Origin of the sequence: Rhizobium nepotum 39/7 (genome assembly GCF_000949865.1) — a bacterium.
In the GTDB taxonomy this organism is placed as follows: domain Bacteria; phylum Pseudomonadota; class Alphaproteobacteria; order Rhizobiales; family Rhizobiaceae; genus Agrobacterium; species Agrobacterium nepotum.
Window position 1 is genome coordinate 1 of record NZ_JWJH01000012.1, and the last position, 18,055, is coordinate 18,055.

The 18,055-nt window shown below is 54.0% G+C and carries 14 protein-coding genes; 4 read left to right on the forward strand and 10 right to left on the reverse strand.

Annotated elements, in window-relative coordinates; all coding sequences use genetic code 11:
• From RS75_RS13350 to RS75_RS13360, 3 genes are all read left to right on the forward strand, one after another.
• The coding region (locus tag RS75_RS13350; RefSeq protein ID WP_045021212.1) for an AAA family ATPase at positions 1-1,874 on the forward strand (1,874 nt) is incomplete at its 5' end.
• Positions 1,875-2,336: 462 nt separating this feature from the next.
• A complete protein-coding gene (locus RS75_RS13355) occupies positions 2,337-2,726 on the forward strand; it encodes an antitoxin Xre-like helix-turn-helix domain-containing protein (protein WP_045021214.1) in 390 nt (129 codons plus the stop codon).
• Positions 2,723-3,418, forward strand: coding sequence for an RES family NAD+ phosphorylase (locus RS75_RS13360; RefSeq protein ID WP_045021216.1), 696 nt, complete (start codon positions 2,723-2,725; stop codon positions 3,416-3,418). Before RS75_RS13355 ends, RS75_RS13360 begins: the two co-directional genes overlap by 4 nt.
• Before the next feature lie 84 nt (positions 3,419-3,502).
• Here the strand turns inward: RS75_RS13360 and RS75_RS13365 are convergent.
• Positions 3,503-4,692, reverse strand: a protein-coding gene (locus RS75_RS13365; protein WP_152643136.1) for an IS3 family transposase whose coding sequence is annotated in 2 segments (ribosomal slippage) — positions 3,503-4,431 and positions 4,431-4,692 — 1,191 coding nt in all. Because the reading frame shifts where the segments join, the coding sequence is not laid out codon by codon here.
• 340 nt (positions 4,693-5,032) lie between these two features.
• Entirely contained in the window at positions 5,033-5,722 is a 690-nt protein-coding gene (locus tag RS75_RS13375; protein WP_045021221.1) for an FkbM family methyltransferase, read from the reverse strand.
• A 146-nt stretch (positions 5,723-5,868) separates the two neighbouring features.
• Here RS75_RS13375 and RS75_RS13380 point away from each other — a divergent pair, with 146 nt between their 5' ends.
• Positions 5,869-8,343, forward strand: a complete 2,475-nt coding sequence (locus RS75_RS13380; RefSeq protein ID WP_052679685.1) for a capsular polysaccharide export protein, LipB/KpsS family — start codon at positions 5,869-5,871, stop codon at positions 8,341-8,343.
• Between the two features lie 448 nt (positions 8,344-8,791).
• Here the strand turns inward: RS75_RS13380 and RS75_RS13385 are convergent, their stop codons facing one another.
• From RS75_RS13385 to RS75_RS13420, 8 genes are all read right to left on the reverse strand, one after another.
• Positions 8,792-10,090, reverse strand: a complete 1,299-nt coding sequence (locus RS75_RS13385; RefSeq protein WP_045021223.1) for a capsular polysaccharide export protein, LipB/KpsS family — start codon at positions 10,088-10,090, stop codon at positions 8,792-8,794.
• 3 nt (positions 10,091-10,093) lie between these two features.
• Positions 10,094-11,377, reverse strand: a complete 1,284-nt coding sequence (locus RS75_RS13390; RefSeq protein ID WP_045021225.1) for an RkpR, polysaccharide export protein — start codon at positions 11,375-11,377, stop codon at positions 10,094-10,096.
• Complete coding sequence (locus tag RS75_RS13395; protein ID WP_045021227.1) at positions 11,374-12,039, reverse strand: ABC transporter ATP-binding protein; 666 nt, start codon at positions 12,037-12,039, stop codon at positions 11,374-11,376. The genes RS75_RS13390 and RS75_RS13395 overlap by 4 nt, the downstream gene beginning before the upstream one ends.
• Positions 12,036-12,806 (reverse strand): ABC transporter permease, encoded by a 771-nt coding sequence (locus RS75_RS13400; protein WP_045021229.1) that lies wholly within the window; start codon positions 12,804-12,806, stop codon positions 12,036-12,038. The genes RS75_RS13395 and RS75_RS13400 overlap by 4 nt, the downstream gene beginning before the upstream one ends.
• A gap of 128 nt (positions 12,807-12,934) precedes the next feature.
• The gene (locus RS75_RS13405; protein WP_045021727.1) at positions 12,935-14,086 is read right to left on the reverse strand and encodes a polysaccharide biosynthesis/export family protein; all 1,152 of its coding nucleotides are present in this window, start codon (positions 14,084-14,086) and stop codon (positions 12,935-12,937) included.
• A gap of 212 nt (positions 14,087-14,298) precedes the next feature.
• Positions 14,299-15,609, reverse strand: coding sequence for a capsule biosynthesis protein (locus RS75_RS13410; protein ID WP_045021232.1), 1,311 nt, complete (start codon positions 15,607-15,609; stop codon positions 14,299-14,301).
• A complete protein-coding gene (locus RS75_RS13415) occupies positions 15,606-17,240 on the reverse strand; it encodes an LTA synthase family protein (RefSeq protein WP_045021234.1) in 1,635 nt (544 codons plus the stop codon). Before RS75_RS13415 ends, RS75_RS13410 begins: the two co-directional genes overlap by 4 nt.
• A gap of 22 nt (positions 17,241-17,262) precedes the next feature.
• Positions 17,263-18,054, reverse strand: a complete 792-nt coding sequence (locus RS75_RS13420; protein WP_045021236.1) for an SDR family NAD(P)-dependent oxidoreductase — start codon at positions 18,052-18,054, stop codon at positions 17,263-17,265.
• Position 18,055 lies beyond the last annotated feature (1 nt).

The following is an 18,055-nucleotide window of genomic DNA, read 5'->3' on the forward strand; positions in this document are numbered from 1 at the left end:
AGGCCGGCATGATCGGCAGCCGGCAGCTTTGCCGCTTCGTCAGGGAGGTCGAAGCGCGTGGCGCCAAGCTTGTGCTGGTCGGAGATCATGAGCAGCTGCAGGCGATCGGTGCAGGCTCGCCCTTCCGTGCCATCACCGAACGGATCGGCGCCATCGAACTGACAGATATCCTCCGCCAGAACGAGGCGTGGCAGCAACTGGCCTCGACCGCATTCGCCACCCGCCGCACGTCCGATGCTCTGGAGCAGTATGCCAGACACAATGCCATCCGGTTTGCCGATAATCGCGCGCAGGCATGCGGCCATCTCGTGCGTGATTATCTGCAGGACCGGAGGGACAATCCGGATCAGTCCCGCATCGCCCTTGCCCATCGCCGCATCGATGTCCGCGCCATCAATGACGCCATCCGGGAGGGTCTGCAGGCCGAAGGTGTTCTGGCAAAGGGAAGCGGCCAGTCCGTCACACAGGACGCAACATCAGTCGCCGGAGATGATGCAAGGCAGACGGGTGACGAGATCGTCTACCAGACCATCAACGGCAGACGTGCCTTTGCCGCCGGTGACCGCATCGTTCTGCTGCAGAACAACCGCGACCTTGATGTCAAAAACGGCATGCTGGGAACGGTGGAAGCCGTCGAACCGGACGCACTGCATCTGCGGCTCGACGGCGGTTCAGGCGGACAGGAAACCGGCCGCAGGTTGACTGTCCGACCGAAAGATTACCAATCGTTTGATCACGGTTACGCCACCACCATCCACAAGGCGCAGGGGACAACCGTCGACCGGGCCTTCGTCATGGCGTCGGCCAGCATGGACCGGCATCTGACCTATGTCGCCATGACCCGTCATCGTCATCAGGCAACACTTTATGCCGGGCGTGATGAGCTTGGGGATATGAAGGATCTCACTGACAGCCTCAGCCGTTCGGGGCTCAAGGAAACCACACTCGATTATGTCAGGGCCTTTGCCGAACGGCGCGGGCTGAAAGAGCCGCGCGGTGACGCGATCCGGCAGCCATCCCTGCAGCAGATAATGGAAGGACAGCGACAGGGGATGCGGGCCGACCGGATGGCGAAGAGCGACCTGCGCCATCAGTCGCCCCAGTATCAGCCGCCCGGGCATCAGCCGCCCGAGGTTACCGCACCGCTCGTTCCCGCCATCACCCGTTACGACAGATCCATTGACGAGGTCGCCCGTGAAGCAGCGCGGCCGGATCTGGAAGAGAGCATGGAAAGAGTGTTCAATATCGCCCTTCGTGTCTATCACGATGTCTTCAGCGCATTGGCAGCCATCCAGACATATGTCATCGATCCCGCCATTCTGGCGAGAGCCATCAGCCAGCGGCCCGACCAGTTCGGAACCCTGCGCGGAAACTCAGGGATCTTCGGTGACAACAAAGAGAGAAAAGAAGCGTTGCGCTCCGCCCATGCGCTCGCCAGTCAGGTCCAGAGCGCGAGAGAGAGACAGAAGCGGCAGATCGAGGCCGCCCGCAGCTCCGAAACATGGCAGCGGGAGAAACGCGATGTTGTCGAAGTCCCTGCTCTCACACGGCGCAGCGAGGAAATCCTCACATACCTCGATGCCCTGTCTCATCAGGAAAAGCCAGAATTCCTCGACCATATGAGGAACTCGGCAGAAGGCAGAAAAGCACTGGCGGAAGCGCAGGACATCGTCAATGCCCTGCAGAAGCGGTTCGGCAGGGCAAACCTGCACAACGAGGATCTGAACAAGCTCCGGATCACAGCAGACGACACTTTTTCTGTCGACCGTATCAAACAGGTGGCCGGACTGGTTGAGCGGGCGCACCGGGCAGAGCTCGTCGAAAAGCAGCAGCTCACGCTCGGCTTGACCAGGGGGCTCGTGATGCGGATGTGAGAACCGGCGCTCCCGCGCACGTAAAAAAGCAGGGACCACGGGAGATGGCGCACCCTGTCCTCGCCATCCGCCGACACCCGCCGCGGCCCGTGGAGGCGGCGCGTCTACGGCCGGTGTGAGCGACAGCGGCGGAAGAACCTGCCGAGATCGCCAGGTGTATCTGCCTTTGATTTTTGGAAGCGCAGGAGGTCGCGAAACAAGTAGGGGAGCTTCACCACGAAGGCTCCTTCGAATCCGGTTGGAACCACGATCGCCAGTCGTCTCCATTTCGAAGCTGGCGGTTTGGCAGGACGGCTCGCCCACCCATTCCGGCGGAGCATGCGCGCGTTGCTCTTGTCCAGGACGCAATATCGAAGCAGGAGAAGGCTCTTGCAGCGAGAGCCACTTCACGATCAAATATCTGTCCATATGATCTTTACTTTCAGATCATATGGCCTATATTACGAGCATCAGGAGGCCACTATGCAAATCGCCGTCAAGCCCCACAAACCCGCGGAACTCAATGCCGTCGCACTCAAGGCCTATGCCAAGGTCGCCAATGCATGGTCGCTGAGCCTCAGGGAAGCAGCGGGCCTCGCCGACATGTCGGAGAGCACATGGAAGCGCGCGCGTAAACCGGGGTTTACCGGCGAATTGACGAAGGACCAGTTGCTGCGCCTCAGTGCCGTGATCGGGATCTACAAGTCGCTCGAACTCTACTTCTCTGAGCAACTCTCCAGAAGCTGGTTCACGCGCCCAAACACGGGCCCTCTCTTCAGCGGCGCGCGGCCGGTCGACACCGCCATCGATGGCGGCCTCCCACAAATTCTGGCGATCCGAACCTATCTCGACGCACTGCGGGGCGGCGCATGAGGAAAACCGAACTGTCGGTTCGAGGACTGGTCCGCCTGCTGCCCGCAACCTACCACAAGCCACCGGCGCTTCGCGGTCTGGTCGACAGCGACGAGGAACTGGAGGTTCTGGCCGAGATCGAGGGGTTAACCAGCGCCCGGTTGCTCGCCGAGCGCGGCCGCAATCCACATCTCGATCCGCGAGAGCTTGCCTGGCGGCGGCGCAACCGTGATCTCAGAATCTACGGCGACACGCACGTCAATGCGGCCTTCACCTATACGCGGGTAGGCGGCAACCGCTTCAACTCCGAAGATCGCGGTGCCTGGTATTGCGCCTGGGACGTGATGGTATCGGTCGCGGAGGTCGCATGGCACAGAACCCGCGAGCTCCGTTTCACCGGCTCGTTCCATGACAGCGCCCGTTATGTCGAACTGATCTCCGACTTCATCGGAGAATTCGACGACCTGACCGATGAACCCGAACACGCCGCGCTAAACCCGGACCCGGAGGTTGGTTATCTCGAGGGACAGGAACTGGCCGCCCGGTTGCGAAGAGATGGAAGCCGCGGCCTCATCTACCCCTCCGTCCGTGCACCCGGCGGAAACTGCCTGGTTTGTTTCGATCCGGGGGCTGTCCAGAACGTCCGGCCCGGCGCGTCCTGGGATCTGATCTGGCAAGGCACGCCGGACTATTCGATCGTCGCCATCTCGTAGCAGCGACGAAGCACAGGTTTCCGCGAGATCATGCGGAATGTCGAACGGCCGCATATCGAAAGGGCGTGACCTGCCACTGAAGTTTCATCCGGCTGCGATTAGAGCCTCGGCAGTTTTTGATAAGCCAAATGGCGGGGTGGGAGCAACCGGCGGAAACACGAAGCTTCCACATTGCGTAGCGTTGGAGCCGGTTGCGGCGATGACCCCGGCATAGTCCGCCGGGGTCTGGTATCCGAGCGATGAGTGCGGCCGGAAATTGTTGTAGTCGTCGGCCCATTCTGCAATGGCGCTGCGGGCATGATCGAGCCCAAAGAACAGGCTCTCGTTGAGCAACTCGTCGCGCATGCGGCCGTTGAAACTCTCGACATAGCCGTTTTGCATTGGCCTTCCCGGCTCGATGTAATGCCACTCGACCTTGTGATCCTTCGACCAGGCAAGGATGGCATTCGAGGTCAGTTCGGTCCCATTGTCCGAGACAATCATGCCGGGCTTGCCCCGTCGCTCGATCAGGATCGTCAGTTCTCGCGCGACACGGCGACATGATATCGATGTGTCCGGAATCGCCGCCAGGCATTCGCGCGTGACGTCATCGACCACATTGAGGATGCGGAAGCGTCTGCCGCAGGCGAATTGGTCGTGGACGAAATCCAGCGAACAGCGGGCATTGGCCCTTGCTTCGACGAGGACCGGTGCACGCGTGCCAACAGCACGACGTCTTGCTTTCCGCTTGCGCACGCAAAGACCTTCCTCGCGATAGAGCCGGTAGATGCGATTGACACCGGACGGTTCCCCATCTCGCCGAAGCAAGATGAACAGCCGACGATAGCCGAACCGGCGGCGCTCATTGGCCAGATCGCGCAACTTCGCTCGCAACTCGATCTCCGGCGGTCGAGAGGATCGATAGCGGATCGTCTTTCGGTCTGCGGATATGATCTGGCAGGCCCGCCGTTCTGAGAGTCCCATGATGGCCCTCAGGTGCGCGACAGCGTCACGCTTGGCGGCAGGCCCTACCACTTTTTTGAGAGAAGCTCGCGGAGTGCGGCTGTATCCAGCATCTGTTCGGCGAGCAGCTTCTTCAGCTTGGCGTTCTCGTCCTCCAGCGCCTTTAGTCGCTTGGCCTCAGACACTTCCATGCCCCCGTATTTGGCCTTCCAGTTGTAGAAGGTCGCCTCGGAAATCCCGTGCCTACGGCAAAGATCAGCCGCTTTCGCTCCGGCTTCCTGCTCCTTCAGCACCCCAATAATCTGCTCTTCCGTAAATCTCTGCTTCTTCATAAGTCCGTCCTCAATGGGCCGGACTCTAATCCATTCTGGAGGAAATTCTCAGTGGCAGGTCAGGCGGAAAATCGTATCTGAAATCGACATGGGTCTCTCAGATCGTAGTTCGGCATCGATAGGGAGGAATCAGCTACGCGCCCGGCATGGAACCATGCACAGCATCCAATCTCATTTACCGGCTGTGTTTTTGCGACTGGAGCTCGTGATTTGGGCTCTGTGGAATCGCTAGAGTGTTGTCGGCCCGGAGAAGAAGCTTAGACGTGTCCTGACAAAAAAAGCAGGACTACTTAGTAGAAACCCGCAAAAACGGTATTTCATCAATCGACGGTTTGATCGGCTACCTCTTATCGCGATCGACATGCGAAAATAAAACAACAGCCCCCTCTGAGTGCGCTTGGTCATAATGAAAGTCTCGTGCGTGGAAGTAATCGAATAAATCCCTCATGGCACGGCGACCAAGGCGCTTTTGATGGGTCTCAAGGAAGACCTTCTTAACGCCTGACAAATCAGCGTTTCTGAAAAGCTCCAACTCCCCTCCCTCGATGTCACAGACAATTAATGTAGGCCGAACCATAGCAAGCACTGCATTAAAACTTTCGACCTTCACCTTTTCAACCCGCTCGTGGCTTGACGACGGATCAAGAGATGACGCCCAGAAATCACGATGCACAAAAAAGTCGATGTGATCTGGACATGTTCCGTTCATCAGAACCGCGTTCCGCACCTCCCACTTTTTGCTTTCCAGTGAAACATTTCGCGTCAGCGTGTCAACGATCTTTGGTATCAGAGCCGGATTTGCTTCATAGGAAACAACGCTTTTCGTCAGTGGGTTCTTCGCGATAAGCGCAGAGATGAAGCCTATACCAGCCCCAATTTCCAAAACAACTTCCTCGCGCTGGATGATGCGCCCAAGTTGCCTAGACTCCTGCATTTCATATCGGTTCTGCTTAATAACTTCGATCATCTCCTTCGACATAAACGAAGGGTCAAGATCCAGTTCTACGCCATGATAGCTAATGCGTTCCATATAATGCTCCGATCAAATGCCCGACACTTTTGAACCGTCTCAAACGGTGCATCAAGTGCATTTTGTAAAAAATCTTTCTTGTTAGAGTTGATCGAGGCGTTTAACTACTACGCAAGGCATATGATTAACTCAATCTGGGATTACAAATGAATACGGCTGATGCGACCCCAAAAGTGAAGAAAATAGATAATTTCGACCTTCCTAATGCCGAAATTGCAAACCTCCACAAGTTGGACGCTTCCGCGAAAACATCATCTCCTTCTGTCGCCGTAAGTGACATTACGATGGCGTTCGGCGTGAGGCTCCATTCTGGGAATCCTTGGCTGTTGGACCGCTTGGGCTTCATGTCCGATTATTACAAGCCGTGCCCGAAAATCGCTGTCGTCGACTTTGGCTCTGACCCTGAGAACGCGGCGAAACTAAAAGCGCTATGCAATCAACGCGGGTACACCTACAAATTCACTGCTGATTTTGACGTCTTCTCGTTGGCGGCCGCTCGTAACCTCTCTTTTGAGGCGTCAACAACAGACTTCGTATTCTTCTGTGATCCAGACTTTATAAGTGAGCGTGATTTTTTCCAGCGCCTCGCGGAGACTGCAACCGCCCTCGAAATGCGGGAAACAGTTGACATCATCATCAACCCTCCCGCAGTCCACTTAGATGCAGAGAGCACGGCTTCCTTTGAAGACCAGCCATGCCACGACAGCCGGTCCTCATTGCTAAGAAAACTCAATTTCACTCTTAATTATGTCGAAGTCAGCCGACAGGAAGAACGTTTTATTGCTCCTTATTCAAACTGCTTCTTGGTGAACAGAAACATGTTTTCCCTAGTCGGCGGTTATGACAAATCTTTTCGCGGTCACGGCTCCGAGGATTTTGAATTCCTTCTTCGCTTTAACATAATCTCAGACTTTCTTCCTCTCCCTGAGAACGCCAACAAAGATTTTCATGCACCGTTGGCACCTGATTTTTTTTCAGCGAGGCCCTACAAGGGTTTCAGACGACTGTTCGAAATGATGTCCCAGCCCTCTGAAGGTCTGGGCCTGCGAGTTTATCACCTTCATCACCCGAGAGAGCGCAGCGGCGACTGGTACGCAAACAACGATTGGAAAAGAAACAAATTCGAGGCGGCGACACAAAAGTATACGCCAGCTTCGCACAATCTTCTTTCCATTGATCATCTAACCAGACGAAAACGCATAGCATGCCTTTGCAAGAACAACGAAACATGGGGCTATTTTCTTCCCTTACGTCTCGCTGGATACGAGCTCATTCCATACTTCGATGATCAGGTTGCTACGCTGAAACAGATCACAGACGCCATTATTTCCGGCGAAGTCGATGACGTAGCGATCTTTAACCCTTATATGGCGAGCCACAGCGCTTATAAGGGCATCGTTTTGTTAGCCCGTGAACTTGGCCGCAATATCGTGGTTATAGAGCGGGGCGCTTTGCCTGGCACAATCTATTACGATCAAGATGTTTGCTACAATAGCGAGAGTTTTTCCGAATCCTCGTATGAAAGGGAGAATTTCTCTCCGCAGGAAAACAGTGAAGCTTGGGCTTATATTGAGCGTTTACGGCAGGGCCACGAAACGCTGGAGGCGATGGACAGCTACGAAATAACGGCGGAGAAATATGGAGCATACTCCAAGCTACGCCAGAAAGTTTGCTTTATTCCCCTCCAGCTCGAAGAAGACATGGCAGTCACTATGTTCATCAAGGGTAAGCAGACCTATCCCGAGTTCGTTGCCGCTCTTCCGAAATTATTCAGAGAAAATCCAGACATTCTGTTCATTGTAAAGCCTCATCCACTTTCCAAAGGATTCGCTATCCTTCCTACGGAAAACGTGGTGATCGCAAACAGGGACGATAACGTCCATTTTTTGCTAGACCTTGCAAGCCTGACGCTCTGCTACAACTCCGGCGTAGGCCTGCTTTCTTTAGCACACGAAACGCCAACAATTACGTTAGGTAACGCGTTTTACAACATGTGTGGTGTCGGCTACCGCGCGCAATCGGCTGCAGAAGGGCTGATGCAATTCAAAGCGAATGGCATCATGGCCCCTTCCAAGGCATCGATTACAAGGCTTCTTTCGTGGTTTCTTTTCCGAAAATACTCAACGTTTATCGCGACGGACAAAATCGTTGAGACGGAAAAGAGAAAGTCGCACGGTTATAAGAATATCTGGGTCACCAAGTTCATGTTTAACGGTGAAGCGCATATATTGGGTAAATTAAAGCAACGCGTGAAGTTTTCTTGGCAAAGCTACGCAATCGCAAGATTGTCTCCTCAAGATTTACCTCTCGCTAGAAAAAATGCGCCTGATCACAGTACCTTAGTTCGCTGGGGGCTGAAAGATTTTCACAATGGTGAATACATTAAATCTGCAAAACACCTAACTGAAGCCTATAGGAAAGACCAAGGAAGACCAATTCTACTGAGATACGCTGCGGAGGCACATTATCGTTCTCAAAACCGAGATCAAGCAATAGAAGCGGTCAAAGAATCACTTAAGGTCAAGCCTATAAAAAGAGCACAAGCTCGCATGTGGGTGTTCAGATTTCCAATCCTACGCTTCCTTATCGGGAGCCACGAGCTGAAAGTTCCGAAGCGATAAGGGTAAGTGCGATTTTACTACGCATCTTTTCTTGCTGAGTATGAAGAGGCATGGTGTGCCATCAAAAATGTAGGTGGAAACGCGGAGAAAGCAACCGGCGTCCGCCCCCCACACCGTCCTAAGCTGTAGTTGTCTTCCATGGAGACTACATGCAGGCTTCCCACGATTAGGAATCCTGCATGTGAGGATCCACCGGCAGCGGCAGGCACCCGAGATCAAAATTTCATACCATAGAACTTCAGATTCGACTCCATAAGCTAACAACTTACCAAAAGATAACCGACGAGGTAGCTGAAACACCGGTTACGTGGCTAAGATTGTGGACGTGCTGCATCGAAGGCGGCCGACTATAGATCGTTTCGGCACGTATCCCGCGCCATTATACGCTCATAATACCCAAATAGTGCGGCGTTTCCTCTGGAGCGAATAACGACGCATTAGGTGAAGTTTACCACGGGTACATCATTCGCCCAATTAACCGATACCTCTTATCTGATAACTCCCGAAAAAAACCAGCCGGATTGCTACAATATTGCACGGCATCCCGTTCATTTCCGGCTATCTCCACAAAACGGGCAACGATGGGCGTCAACAAATGGCGCCAACCGAGAAGGCCATAGGTGCCATATGGCTGCCATTTGACCCTCCCGGCCGACGACACGTAAGGCCTTGCCTGCGGATCTGCGACGTTATCTATCGTTTCCTCAAAAGTGGAGGCGCGGCCGGTGCCGGGATTAAAATACATGGGATACAAGATATAGGCTGTGGCAAACAGAGCCTCCATCGAGAGCCTTCTGCCGCGACGGGTCAACGATTGCCTATCGTCCGTCAAGCCCCAGCCAGCGTAAAATGGCGCGCCGACAGTCGTGACTTTCTTTCCCCGCAACAAGGCTTCAAAGCCCGCAAGGGACGTGATGGTGTAGATGTGGTATGCACTATCCAGCGCATCCGGCAAGGAAACCTGCCCCTTCATGATGGTACACAGGTGTGCCACATCATCCGGGTTCGAGACCTCCCGACGCATCCGGCTCAGCACGTCCGGGTGCGGCTTATAAACGATCTCCGCTTCAGGATTTTCCTGTGCGGCTAAGCGCACGAGATCATTATTCGTAAATGGACGATCGCATCCATAAAGAATGGAGGCATCCTCCTCCACCTGGCCGACGACCAGCACCCGTGGGCGAGGACTCTGCCTGCTATCCCGCTGCGCGGCGGGAGATGCTGAACGGCCGTTATATTTCGTCAATCTTTGTTGCAATATGCGGTGGATGCCCTCCCGAGCACGCTGGATCAGCGCCGGATCGTTATCGAAATCATAATGTAAAAGAAGTTGTTCCAGATCACTGGGGCCTCGGCTATCAAAATACGGCCGGCGGCTATCCAGCGACAGGGAAAACGGCACCGAGTAGCCCGCATGCGCTTCCAGCGAACGTATAAAGCCGTCCTCCATGAAATAAACCTGAAGGCCAAGGCGCTCGATTTCTTGCGCGGCAAAGGGCGGAAGATTATTGCTCCACACGAAGATAACCGGCTTTTCCTTCGCCGCAAGAAGTTGCAATATTTTTCGGCGGAAGGCGCCTTCCGTGATCTGAAATGGCACAAAATGAAAACGCTTCTGCGGGAAAAACTGTTGCAGGAACGGGTGTTTCCACGCCTTCATGTGAAACGCTATGACCGGGCCTTGACGGCTGAGTGCCTCTGCACGTACCGCGAGCGGACTACGCCAATTGTTCAGGGAAGCATCCATAACTCAGTTGCGATCACGAACATTGTAATAAGCCATGGTGATGACACCCCACAGGAACAGGCCGCCCAGGAACACCAGCGCCACGCTCATGAGGCGTGAGGGGTACTGCGCCAATTGCGACAGTGTCGGCTCAATGAACGTCGCGAGATATCGCTGCTGATTGTTGGCATCCATTCGGGCTTTTTCCAACCCGCCAAGCGCCGCGGTGTAAGCCTTCTCCGCGAACTCCCGTTCCGTTTCCAAAGATTCGTATTGCAATATCCGGGTGGCAACATCGCCTGACTGATTACTCCCCGTACTGCCACTGCCGAAACGTTGTTTCTCCTGCTCCAGCTGCTTTTCCAGACTTTCGATCTGCGTGGTGATGACACGAATACGAGGCGAGTTCGGCGCCATGCGCGTCAGTGCGGCTGTCAGTTCCGCTTTCAGTTGCGTCAATTGCTGTTCGAGGGAACCAACAAGCTGCGCGGCAAGCTTGGCGGCTTCCACAGGGTCCGCCACTTGCGACACATCCCGGAAGTTCCGCAATGCAACGCGGGCTGCGGAGAGCCGGCCTTCCGCAAGCGCTACCTCATCCTGCGTGGCCTTCAGTACACCGTTTCGCGCGTTAAGAGACAGATCGTTGATCAGTCTCTCGCTCTCCGTAATCACGGCTGACGCGATGGCTTTCGCGGTCTCGGGATCGAATGCCTTCACGGTGACATTGAGGATCGACGAAGTGTGGTCGTAATCGACCTTCACCATCTCCTTCCAATAGGTCAGCTTTTCCTCGATGGGCAGACCCGGCTCAAGCGCATAAAAGAAATCCATACCGCGGCGCGCAAAAGCCTTCTCGAGATCAATCGCCTGGGACACGGCCTCAATCATGCGCTCGCTGCGAATGTAATCGAGGAGCATATACGAATCAGCACCGGTCGTGCTGCCGCCCGCGCTCTGAGTAAACATGCCAAGGATATCACTGCTTGTTTTGCCATCGATGCTGCGCACGGCAAAAGCTGCGGAACTATGATATTGATCCGCAGCGACGAACGCCATGTATAATCCGGCAACCGTTGTGGGAAGCGCGACAGCGAACAGAAAGCCGGCGGCAATCATGGCATGACGAAGCTTGAGGCCTTTCAGCTTTCTGTACTTACTTGGAGGCGCTTTCTCCTGGCGTGATGTATTGTCCCGCTCTGCTTTCAGATCAACCTTCAGTAGATTGTCGATCACCACGGTATTGGTGCGTTTTGCCGGAAGTTGAGCGCTCTCCACCTTGTTGCCGGAACGCTGTTTATCGTCGCTCATTTTCCAGTTCCTTTCATATTGCGGTCATGAACGCGGATCGCATCCTCGACATCATCGAAATATGTCAGTTTTCCATTCTCAAGAACGACACCGCTTTGACAATAGTCGCGGATTGTTCCCGTGCTGTGCGACACCATTATCACATCGGAGTCCTGCAAGCGATGCTGGAAAACCTCATGACACTTCTGCTTGAAGTTGGCGTCTCCAACCGCCGTTATTTCATCGACCAGATAGTAGTCGAATTTGATGCCCATGCTGACACCGAACGCAAGTCTGGCCTTCATTCCCGAAGAATAGGTGCCGACCGGCGCTTTGTAAAAGGGGCCCAGCTCGGCAAACTCTTCGACATATTCGACCAGTTCATCCGTATCGACGCCATAAATACGCGCCACGAAACGAACGTTCTGCTCACCCGACATGCTCGGCTGAAAGCTGCCCTGGAAACCAAGCGGCCAGGAGATGCGCCCACTGCGGACAATCCTTCCCCGATCCAGCTGCAAGGATCCGGCGATAAGCTGCAGCAAAGTTGACTTTCCAGCACCGTTGCGGCCAAGCAGACCAATGCTGCGGCCACGATTTATGACGAGCGACGCGTTCTCGATGATCGGTTTCTTGAAACCTTTGACACGCGCATATTTCGTTGCCTGTTCCAGCCTGATCATCGGCTCCTCAACACGGAAGCTGAGCGGGTGAACAGAAGCAACCCCATAAACAGGATCGTTAGCGCGAAGGAATAGAGATAGGTCATATTCATCATTTCCGCCCGGTATTCCGGATAAAACCCTTTCCGGAACAGCATGACGACATGAACCAGCGGATTGAGCAAAACAATATCCCGGATCGGTCCGGGGAGAGCATCAGGCAGAAAAAAAACACCGGAAATCAGAAACATTGGTCTATTGATGATGTTAAAAACCTGCTCGTAAAGCGGAAACCTCAACGTCGCAACATTGTTGAATATGCCAACTCCCAACCCGAGCACGGTGGCTGCAAAAGCCGCTTCGATAATTGCCGGCCAATTGAGATAAACAGGTTGGTCGACCATCAACAGGATCACACCGAGAACGCAGAAAGACACAACAGAGGTCGTTCCCGCCTGCAGAATATACCGGGCGACGATAGTGTCGATGGGCGCAACGTTGGGATAGCTGAGCAAAGTCCGGTTTGCCTTGATCGCGCCGTTCAAAAAACCCGCCATTGCAGCGTAGAACTGAAAGGCGAGATAACCGGTCGCAAAGAAAAGCGGGAAACTTTTACCGAGAGCAGGCGTGTGTGTTATCGCCATGAAGATCAGCGACATAAAGGCTATGTGGCCAGCGGGATCAATGATTGCCCAAACATAACCGCCGGGTTTGCTACCAAACCGGGTCGACATCTCGCGGATCAGAAGAGCGCCAACCACACGGATATGAGCCCTCAGATAATACACTCCCGGCACCTCCGCATCTCACTCATACCGCAGAAAAAGGCGCCGGCGACGAACCGGAGCTGCGCGCCTTTCGCATTCTCTGCACGATCTGCAATATTTATGACACTCAACCAGAACAGAAGAAAGGGTTAATCAATCAGGTTTCTGACCTGATATGCCGTTCCCACCGGACGCCCGACGAGTTGCAAGAAGCGATCCAGATCAACAACGGGGTGTCGGGAAACGTAAATAACGTCGCGACTCTTGATCGGGAATGTCTGCCCAACGATAAGACTGTCAGCACGGGTCATATCCAGGCGATAGACCAGCGGATAGCGTCCGTCGCTGTTCGGGTTCATGCCCTTCTCGCGAAGTTGCCGGAAACGCTCCGCACCGAGCAGATCCGCGACGATTTCCGGTTCCTCGTATCGGAACACAAAGTAGCCGGCAGCATTGGAACGATCAGACGCCCCGCCCCCCGCCATAGCCACGGCTTCCAGAATATTGAGATCGTTGGCGCCGAAATCAATCCGGCTGTTCTTGCTGACTTCACCAAGGACGGTAAACGTTCGCGGATCCTTGGTGACGAATATCTGGTCGCCAGGCTGAACGTAGATATTTTCAGACGGGTTCTCGATGACCGTCTTGAGAAGAGCACTACCAGTCGCGCGCCCGCGAACCAGGGTAACATAAGATTCATAGGGCTGAGCGCTTGGACCGCCAGCCTTTGCGATCACCTCGGTAATAGTCTCACCCGTGAGGCTCATCGGAACCATCGAAGGGCGCCCCACGGCTCCAGACACGGTAACATTTCTTGAACTGGTGCCAACACTCGTAACAAGAACGTCAGGCTCGATCGCCTTATTGGTCAGACCCGAGAGAATTTTCTGGCGCGCCTCTTCAAGAGTTACGCCCGCGAACCTGACGGTACCAACATAGGGAATTGCCGCGGTTCCGTCTGGCTGGACAACCACATCCAAAACCGTCTGCTTGTTTTCAGAACTTGAAAACAACCCGTTCGCACCAGCTTCGAAGATAGAGATCTTGAGCTGATCACCGACGCCGATCACGACGCGTTTGGCGGCACCGCCAATACCGAAGCGCCGGTGGAGAGTGGTCGTGGAGAAGTTCGCAACCATTTGCGCAGATCGGTGGCTGACGTCGACGACATCGAAGACAGTGGAGACGGAATCACCCTTCACCATTGCCGGTTTGCCGGCCTGCGATTTAATCTCGTCAGCGGTGGGCCCGGCGCTTGGCAACGTATCGCACCCGCCAATACCGATTGCCGAAACGACCAGAAAGCAGTTGCGAAAAAGTTTCGAATTCACCAGACAACGCAAACGAAATATCCCCAGAAATGCTTGTATTCCAAGACGAACGTCGCCCAATTCAGACACTCGACCCGGTTGCATAAACCCATGACCTTTTAACCTCAACACGAGATTAATGAAGACCACAAAATATGGCACCGCCTTTCAACAACAACTCTTTGTTGCCGTATGTGCCATTGTTACAACGCTGCCAACTGTTCGACTTTCCGTCGCTTTTCCGGGCGGTGACGGGGAACAAACCCGCAGTCTCCACCGGGAACGTTGATCTCGTCCCGTAGCAACCGTCCGGCAATTGCATCCGCCGCAGCCATGGCACCGTTCTTTGAGTAGAAGTTTCCGCGAACGTGGATAGCGGCAGCCAGAAGTTTAAAAAGATCCTCAACCAACGCCGCGTCCGGCTTTTCAGGCATCCGCCAGAAATCATCCAGCGCCCCCTGGTGTGTTGCGCCTGCGACATCATACACGGCACAGCCCAGCACCTTAACCGGAACGCAATGCCGCAAACTATGCAGCACAGCAGTCGAATTCACTGTTACCAAGCCACGACTGGCCTCAGTCAATCTGAGAAGATCACCACCATCGATGTAATGGACCCTGGCTTCGGCGCCATTTTTTTTTGCCGTTTCGCTGATCACATGCCGCCACTTTATCAAGCCACTATCGAGCGGGTGAAGCTTGACGATCAGCTCCGCATCGTCCGGCGCATGTCGCGAGAAGGATACGATAATCTCTTCGATCGCTTCGGTCTGTGTCCAATACGGCGAATGTGATCTTAATTGATAATCCGTCTCAAGCTGAAGCGGATAGACAAAAAACCGCCGCCCGGACTGAACAACCGTTTCCACGAGTTTCTCGGCTTTCCGACGCTCCTTGGATGACGCTAAAATTCGCCCGACCCAGCCCGCATATTCGGTGATGGGATGATAAAGACCGTGGCGGCGATAACCCGGATACAACGCAGAGAAGAACACATTTGGGAGATTATAGGAAAGATCGAGTACAGCCTCCATCAGAAAGCTTTGGCTGAACTTTCGTGAAAGATCCGGCGCAGGGAGCCCACGTGCTACCCGCCTGATCTCAAGGGGATCGTTAGGGAACCGGGAATTCGATGACATACCGTCTTTTTCGACGGTTACCCAATCTGGCCGCAGATACCCCATCTCGACAACGGTCACGGCCACATTCAGCGTTTTGGCAGCATCAATTGCCGCGCGATGATAGGGACGCTCTTCTCCCAGAAGTATCAGATCGGTAACGCCGAAATCATGTAGAAAGGCATCAATGTATCTGGACCACGCCGACAACGTTCCGCGGTAATTGACAGCCCCCGACCGTCTCCAGAACAGCCAGTCGCCAGCATTGAGATTGATGCGTAAACAACTGTGACCAGCGCACTCGAGACGATCTGCCAATCTGTAAAATAACGATGATGAGGGTCCCTGCAAAAAGAGGAATACTCTCTTCCTGTCTTTTCGAGGCAGGTTACTCATGCAAATCGCTCTTTGTACAACTTCGCATGAAGCAGAATCGTTTCGATCAAATTCCAGGGCGCCTCCTCCCTCACATTCAACTTTGAGCCTGCATTCGTACCTGCCGTACCCAAGGGAACGACGAGGTAGTCGGTGCGTGGATCCGGGAAAGGGTCCGCATAGCTTTTGAGCAACGGAGCGTGATCTCCGTAAAAAGCGAGCCAGACGGGTCGTTCCGATACCTCAAGCGCTGTAACCAGGGTCCCAAGGGCATCATCAGCGCGTTGCAGAAGTTCCCGATATATCTCAACGGGCTCAGTCAGCCCTTCACAGCGACCGGTCTCCCAAGGGCCATGGTTCGCCATTGAGGCAACGAAAACAAACGTCGGCTTATCCGCGTCGACATCCTCTATCGTTTTCAATACCTTATGTGTCAGATCATAATCCGATACATAAGGATCATTGATTGTCGGCTGATGATCGAACTCGTCAAGCATCGTCAGGTGCTCGAAACCTAAAAGCGGCAATGCTTTATGCCGCATAAAAAAGGTCCGGTCGTAAGGATGAATGAATTGCGTGTGCCAACCGTTCCGCAACAATTTATTCGGCCAGGCCAACTCGGCGTAATGCCCCGCGCGCAGATACGGGTAAGAAGCATCGACGTGAACCTCCTCAGGCTTCAACCCGCTAAGAACAGCAAACTCTGTTCGCAGCGTATAGCCACCTTCGAATACGTTGGTCAGCCTGCCCGATTGCGCCGCCCGTTTTTTCAGCCTGTCGATCGTTGGCAATTCAAGTTGGTTGTCGCCAAGATGACGCAGATCATAGAACGACTCCGACTGCCAGACGATAATGAGAGGAGCATCGTGATGCTCGCCATCAATCAATTCGTAGATCGCCCGATGCAGGCCTTCGGAAATCTCTTTTACCAGTGTGTCGCGGTTTTTGCCGAGCCAGACAAGGAAGTGCAGGATGACTGACGTAAAAGTTCCAAACCGAACCGTGTTGGGTCTCACTTTGAGAGTTACGAGCAACGCTTCCGACAGATTTGCAGCAATCTGGTTTACCCGTTTGACAAACAGAAGGCTTATCAAGCCAATGTAGCCAACACACCCGAAAAGAACCCAAAATACCTTGTGTCGTGATGGAAGCACCGTCGGCTCAAAAACCATGTACAGCGCCGACACGCCAAAAACATATGCACCCGCGAGAATCCAGAAAATGATGTTGAATTTTGTCGCGTAGAAAATCGTTTTATATTTAAAGACGTCGAGAACCAGTGCGATGTCGGAAAACAGCAAAGGCTCGCGAATGAACGCGAATTTCACGCGCGAAATTGCGGTAAAAATGACGAAATAACTGGCCACAGCATGTGCGGCGTAGACCGGGCGCCAGGAAATCGCAAAAAAGAACGCAAATACCAGCGCAATGACCGGCAAACGAGCGCTATTCTCAACAATGAAACGCGTGCGGCTCCGGACCTGGAAATATTTCCTGCGTGCATCTGCTGGCAATGCAAAACGGTCCGTGGCGTACACCACCACAGCCGCCGCAATAAAACAGAGCGATGTCAGCAAAAATGGATGATCTTGAGACGTCAATGAAATTCCTATGGAGATAGCGCTCTGTAATGTCGGCGTCTTCAGCGGCATAAAATGATGACTGATATCCCGGTCAACATTTCCTCACATCCAGTGAGACGGATCGCTTCAACTGCCAATACAGGGCGGGCTTTATAAAACCGCCCAACATTGCCAAAACCTTCAGCTTCAGACCAAAATGGACTTCACTCCTGCGGCGGGAAACAGCATCAAAGATCTGCCGAGCGACGACTTCCACAGACCAAGGGTGCGTTTTTCCCATCAATGCCTTGGCGAGAGGTGGCCTCTTCGGTAATTCACTCCGGAACTGTGGTGTGCAGGTATCGGGAGGAAAACTGATACCAATATAGATCTCAGCGCCGACCTCGCTGCGAAGGCTCTCGGCGAACGCCGCCAAAGCGGCCTTGGAAGCGCAATAGGCAGAATATCCCGGGATACCGATAAAAGCGGCCGCAGAGGAGATCATCATGATGCTCCCTTCTCCACGATTTTTCATCCCGGTGTAAATGGCCCGTACAGCATTGACCGTGCCTGAAAAATTGATGTCCATCTGCATTTCAAATTGTGACGGAAGCAGTTCATCAAACAAAGCAGGCTCAACGACGCCGGCCGAAGTAATCAGCAGATCACAAGCGCCGAACTGGCGCTCGCATTGCTCGATTGCCTCGCTGAGCAGATCCATCCGCCTAACGTCGGCCGACGCAGCACTCACCCTGCCCGGTCCAACCTGCCGCAAGGTTTCACAGGCAATACAGAGCGCGGTTTCATCTCTGGCAACCAACGAAACGTCATAGCCACTCAAGACGCATAGCCGGGCGATCTCCAAACCGATACCACTCGAACCACCCGTTATGATTGCGTGCATG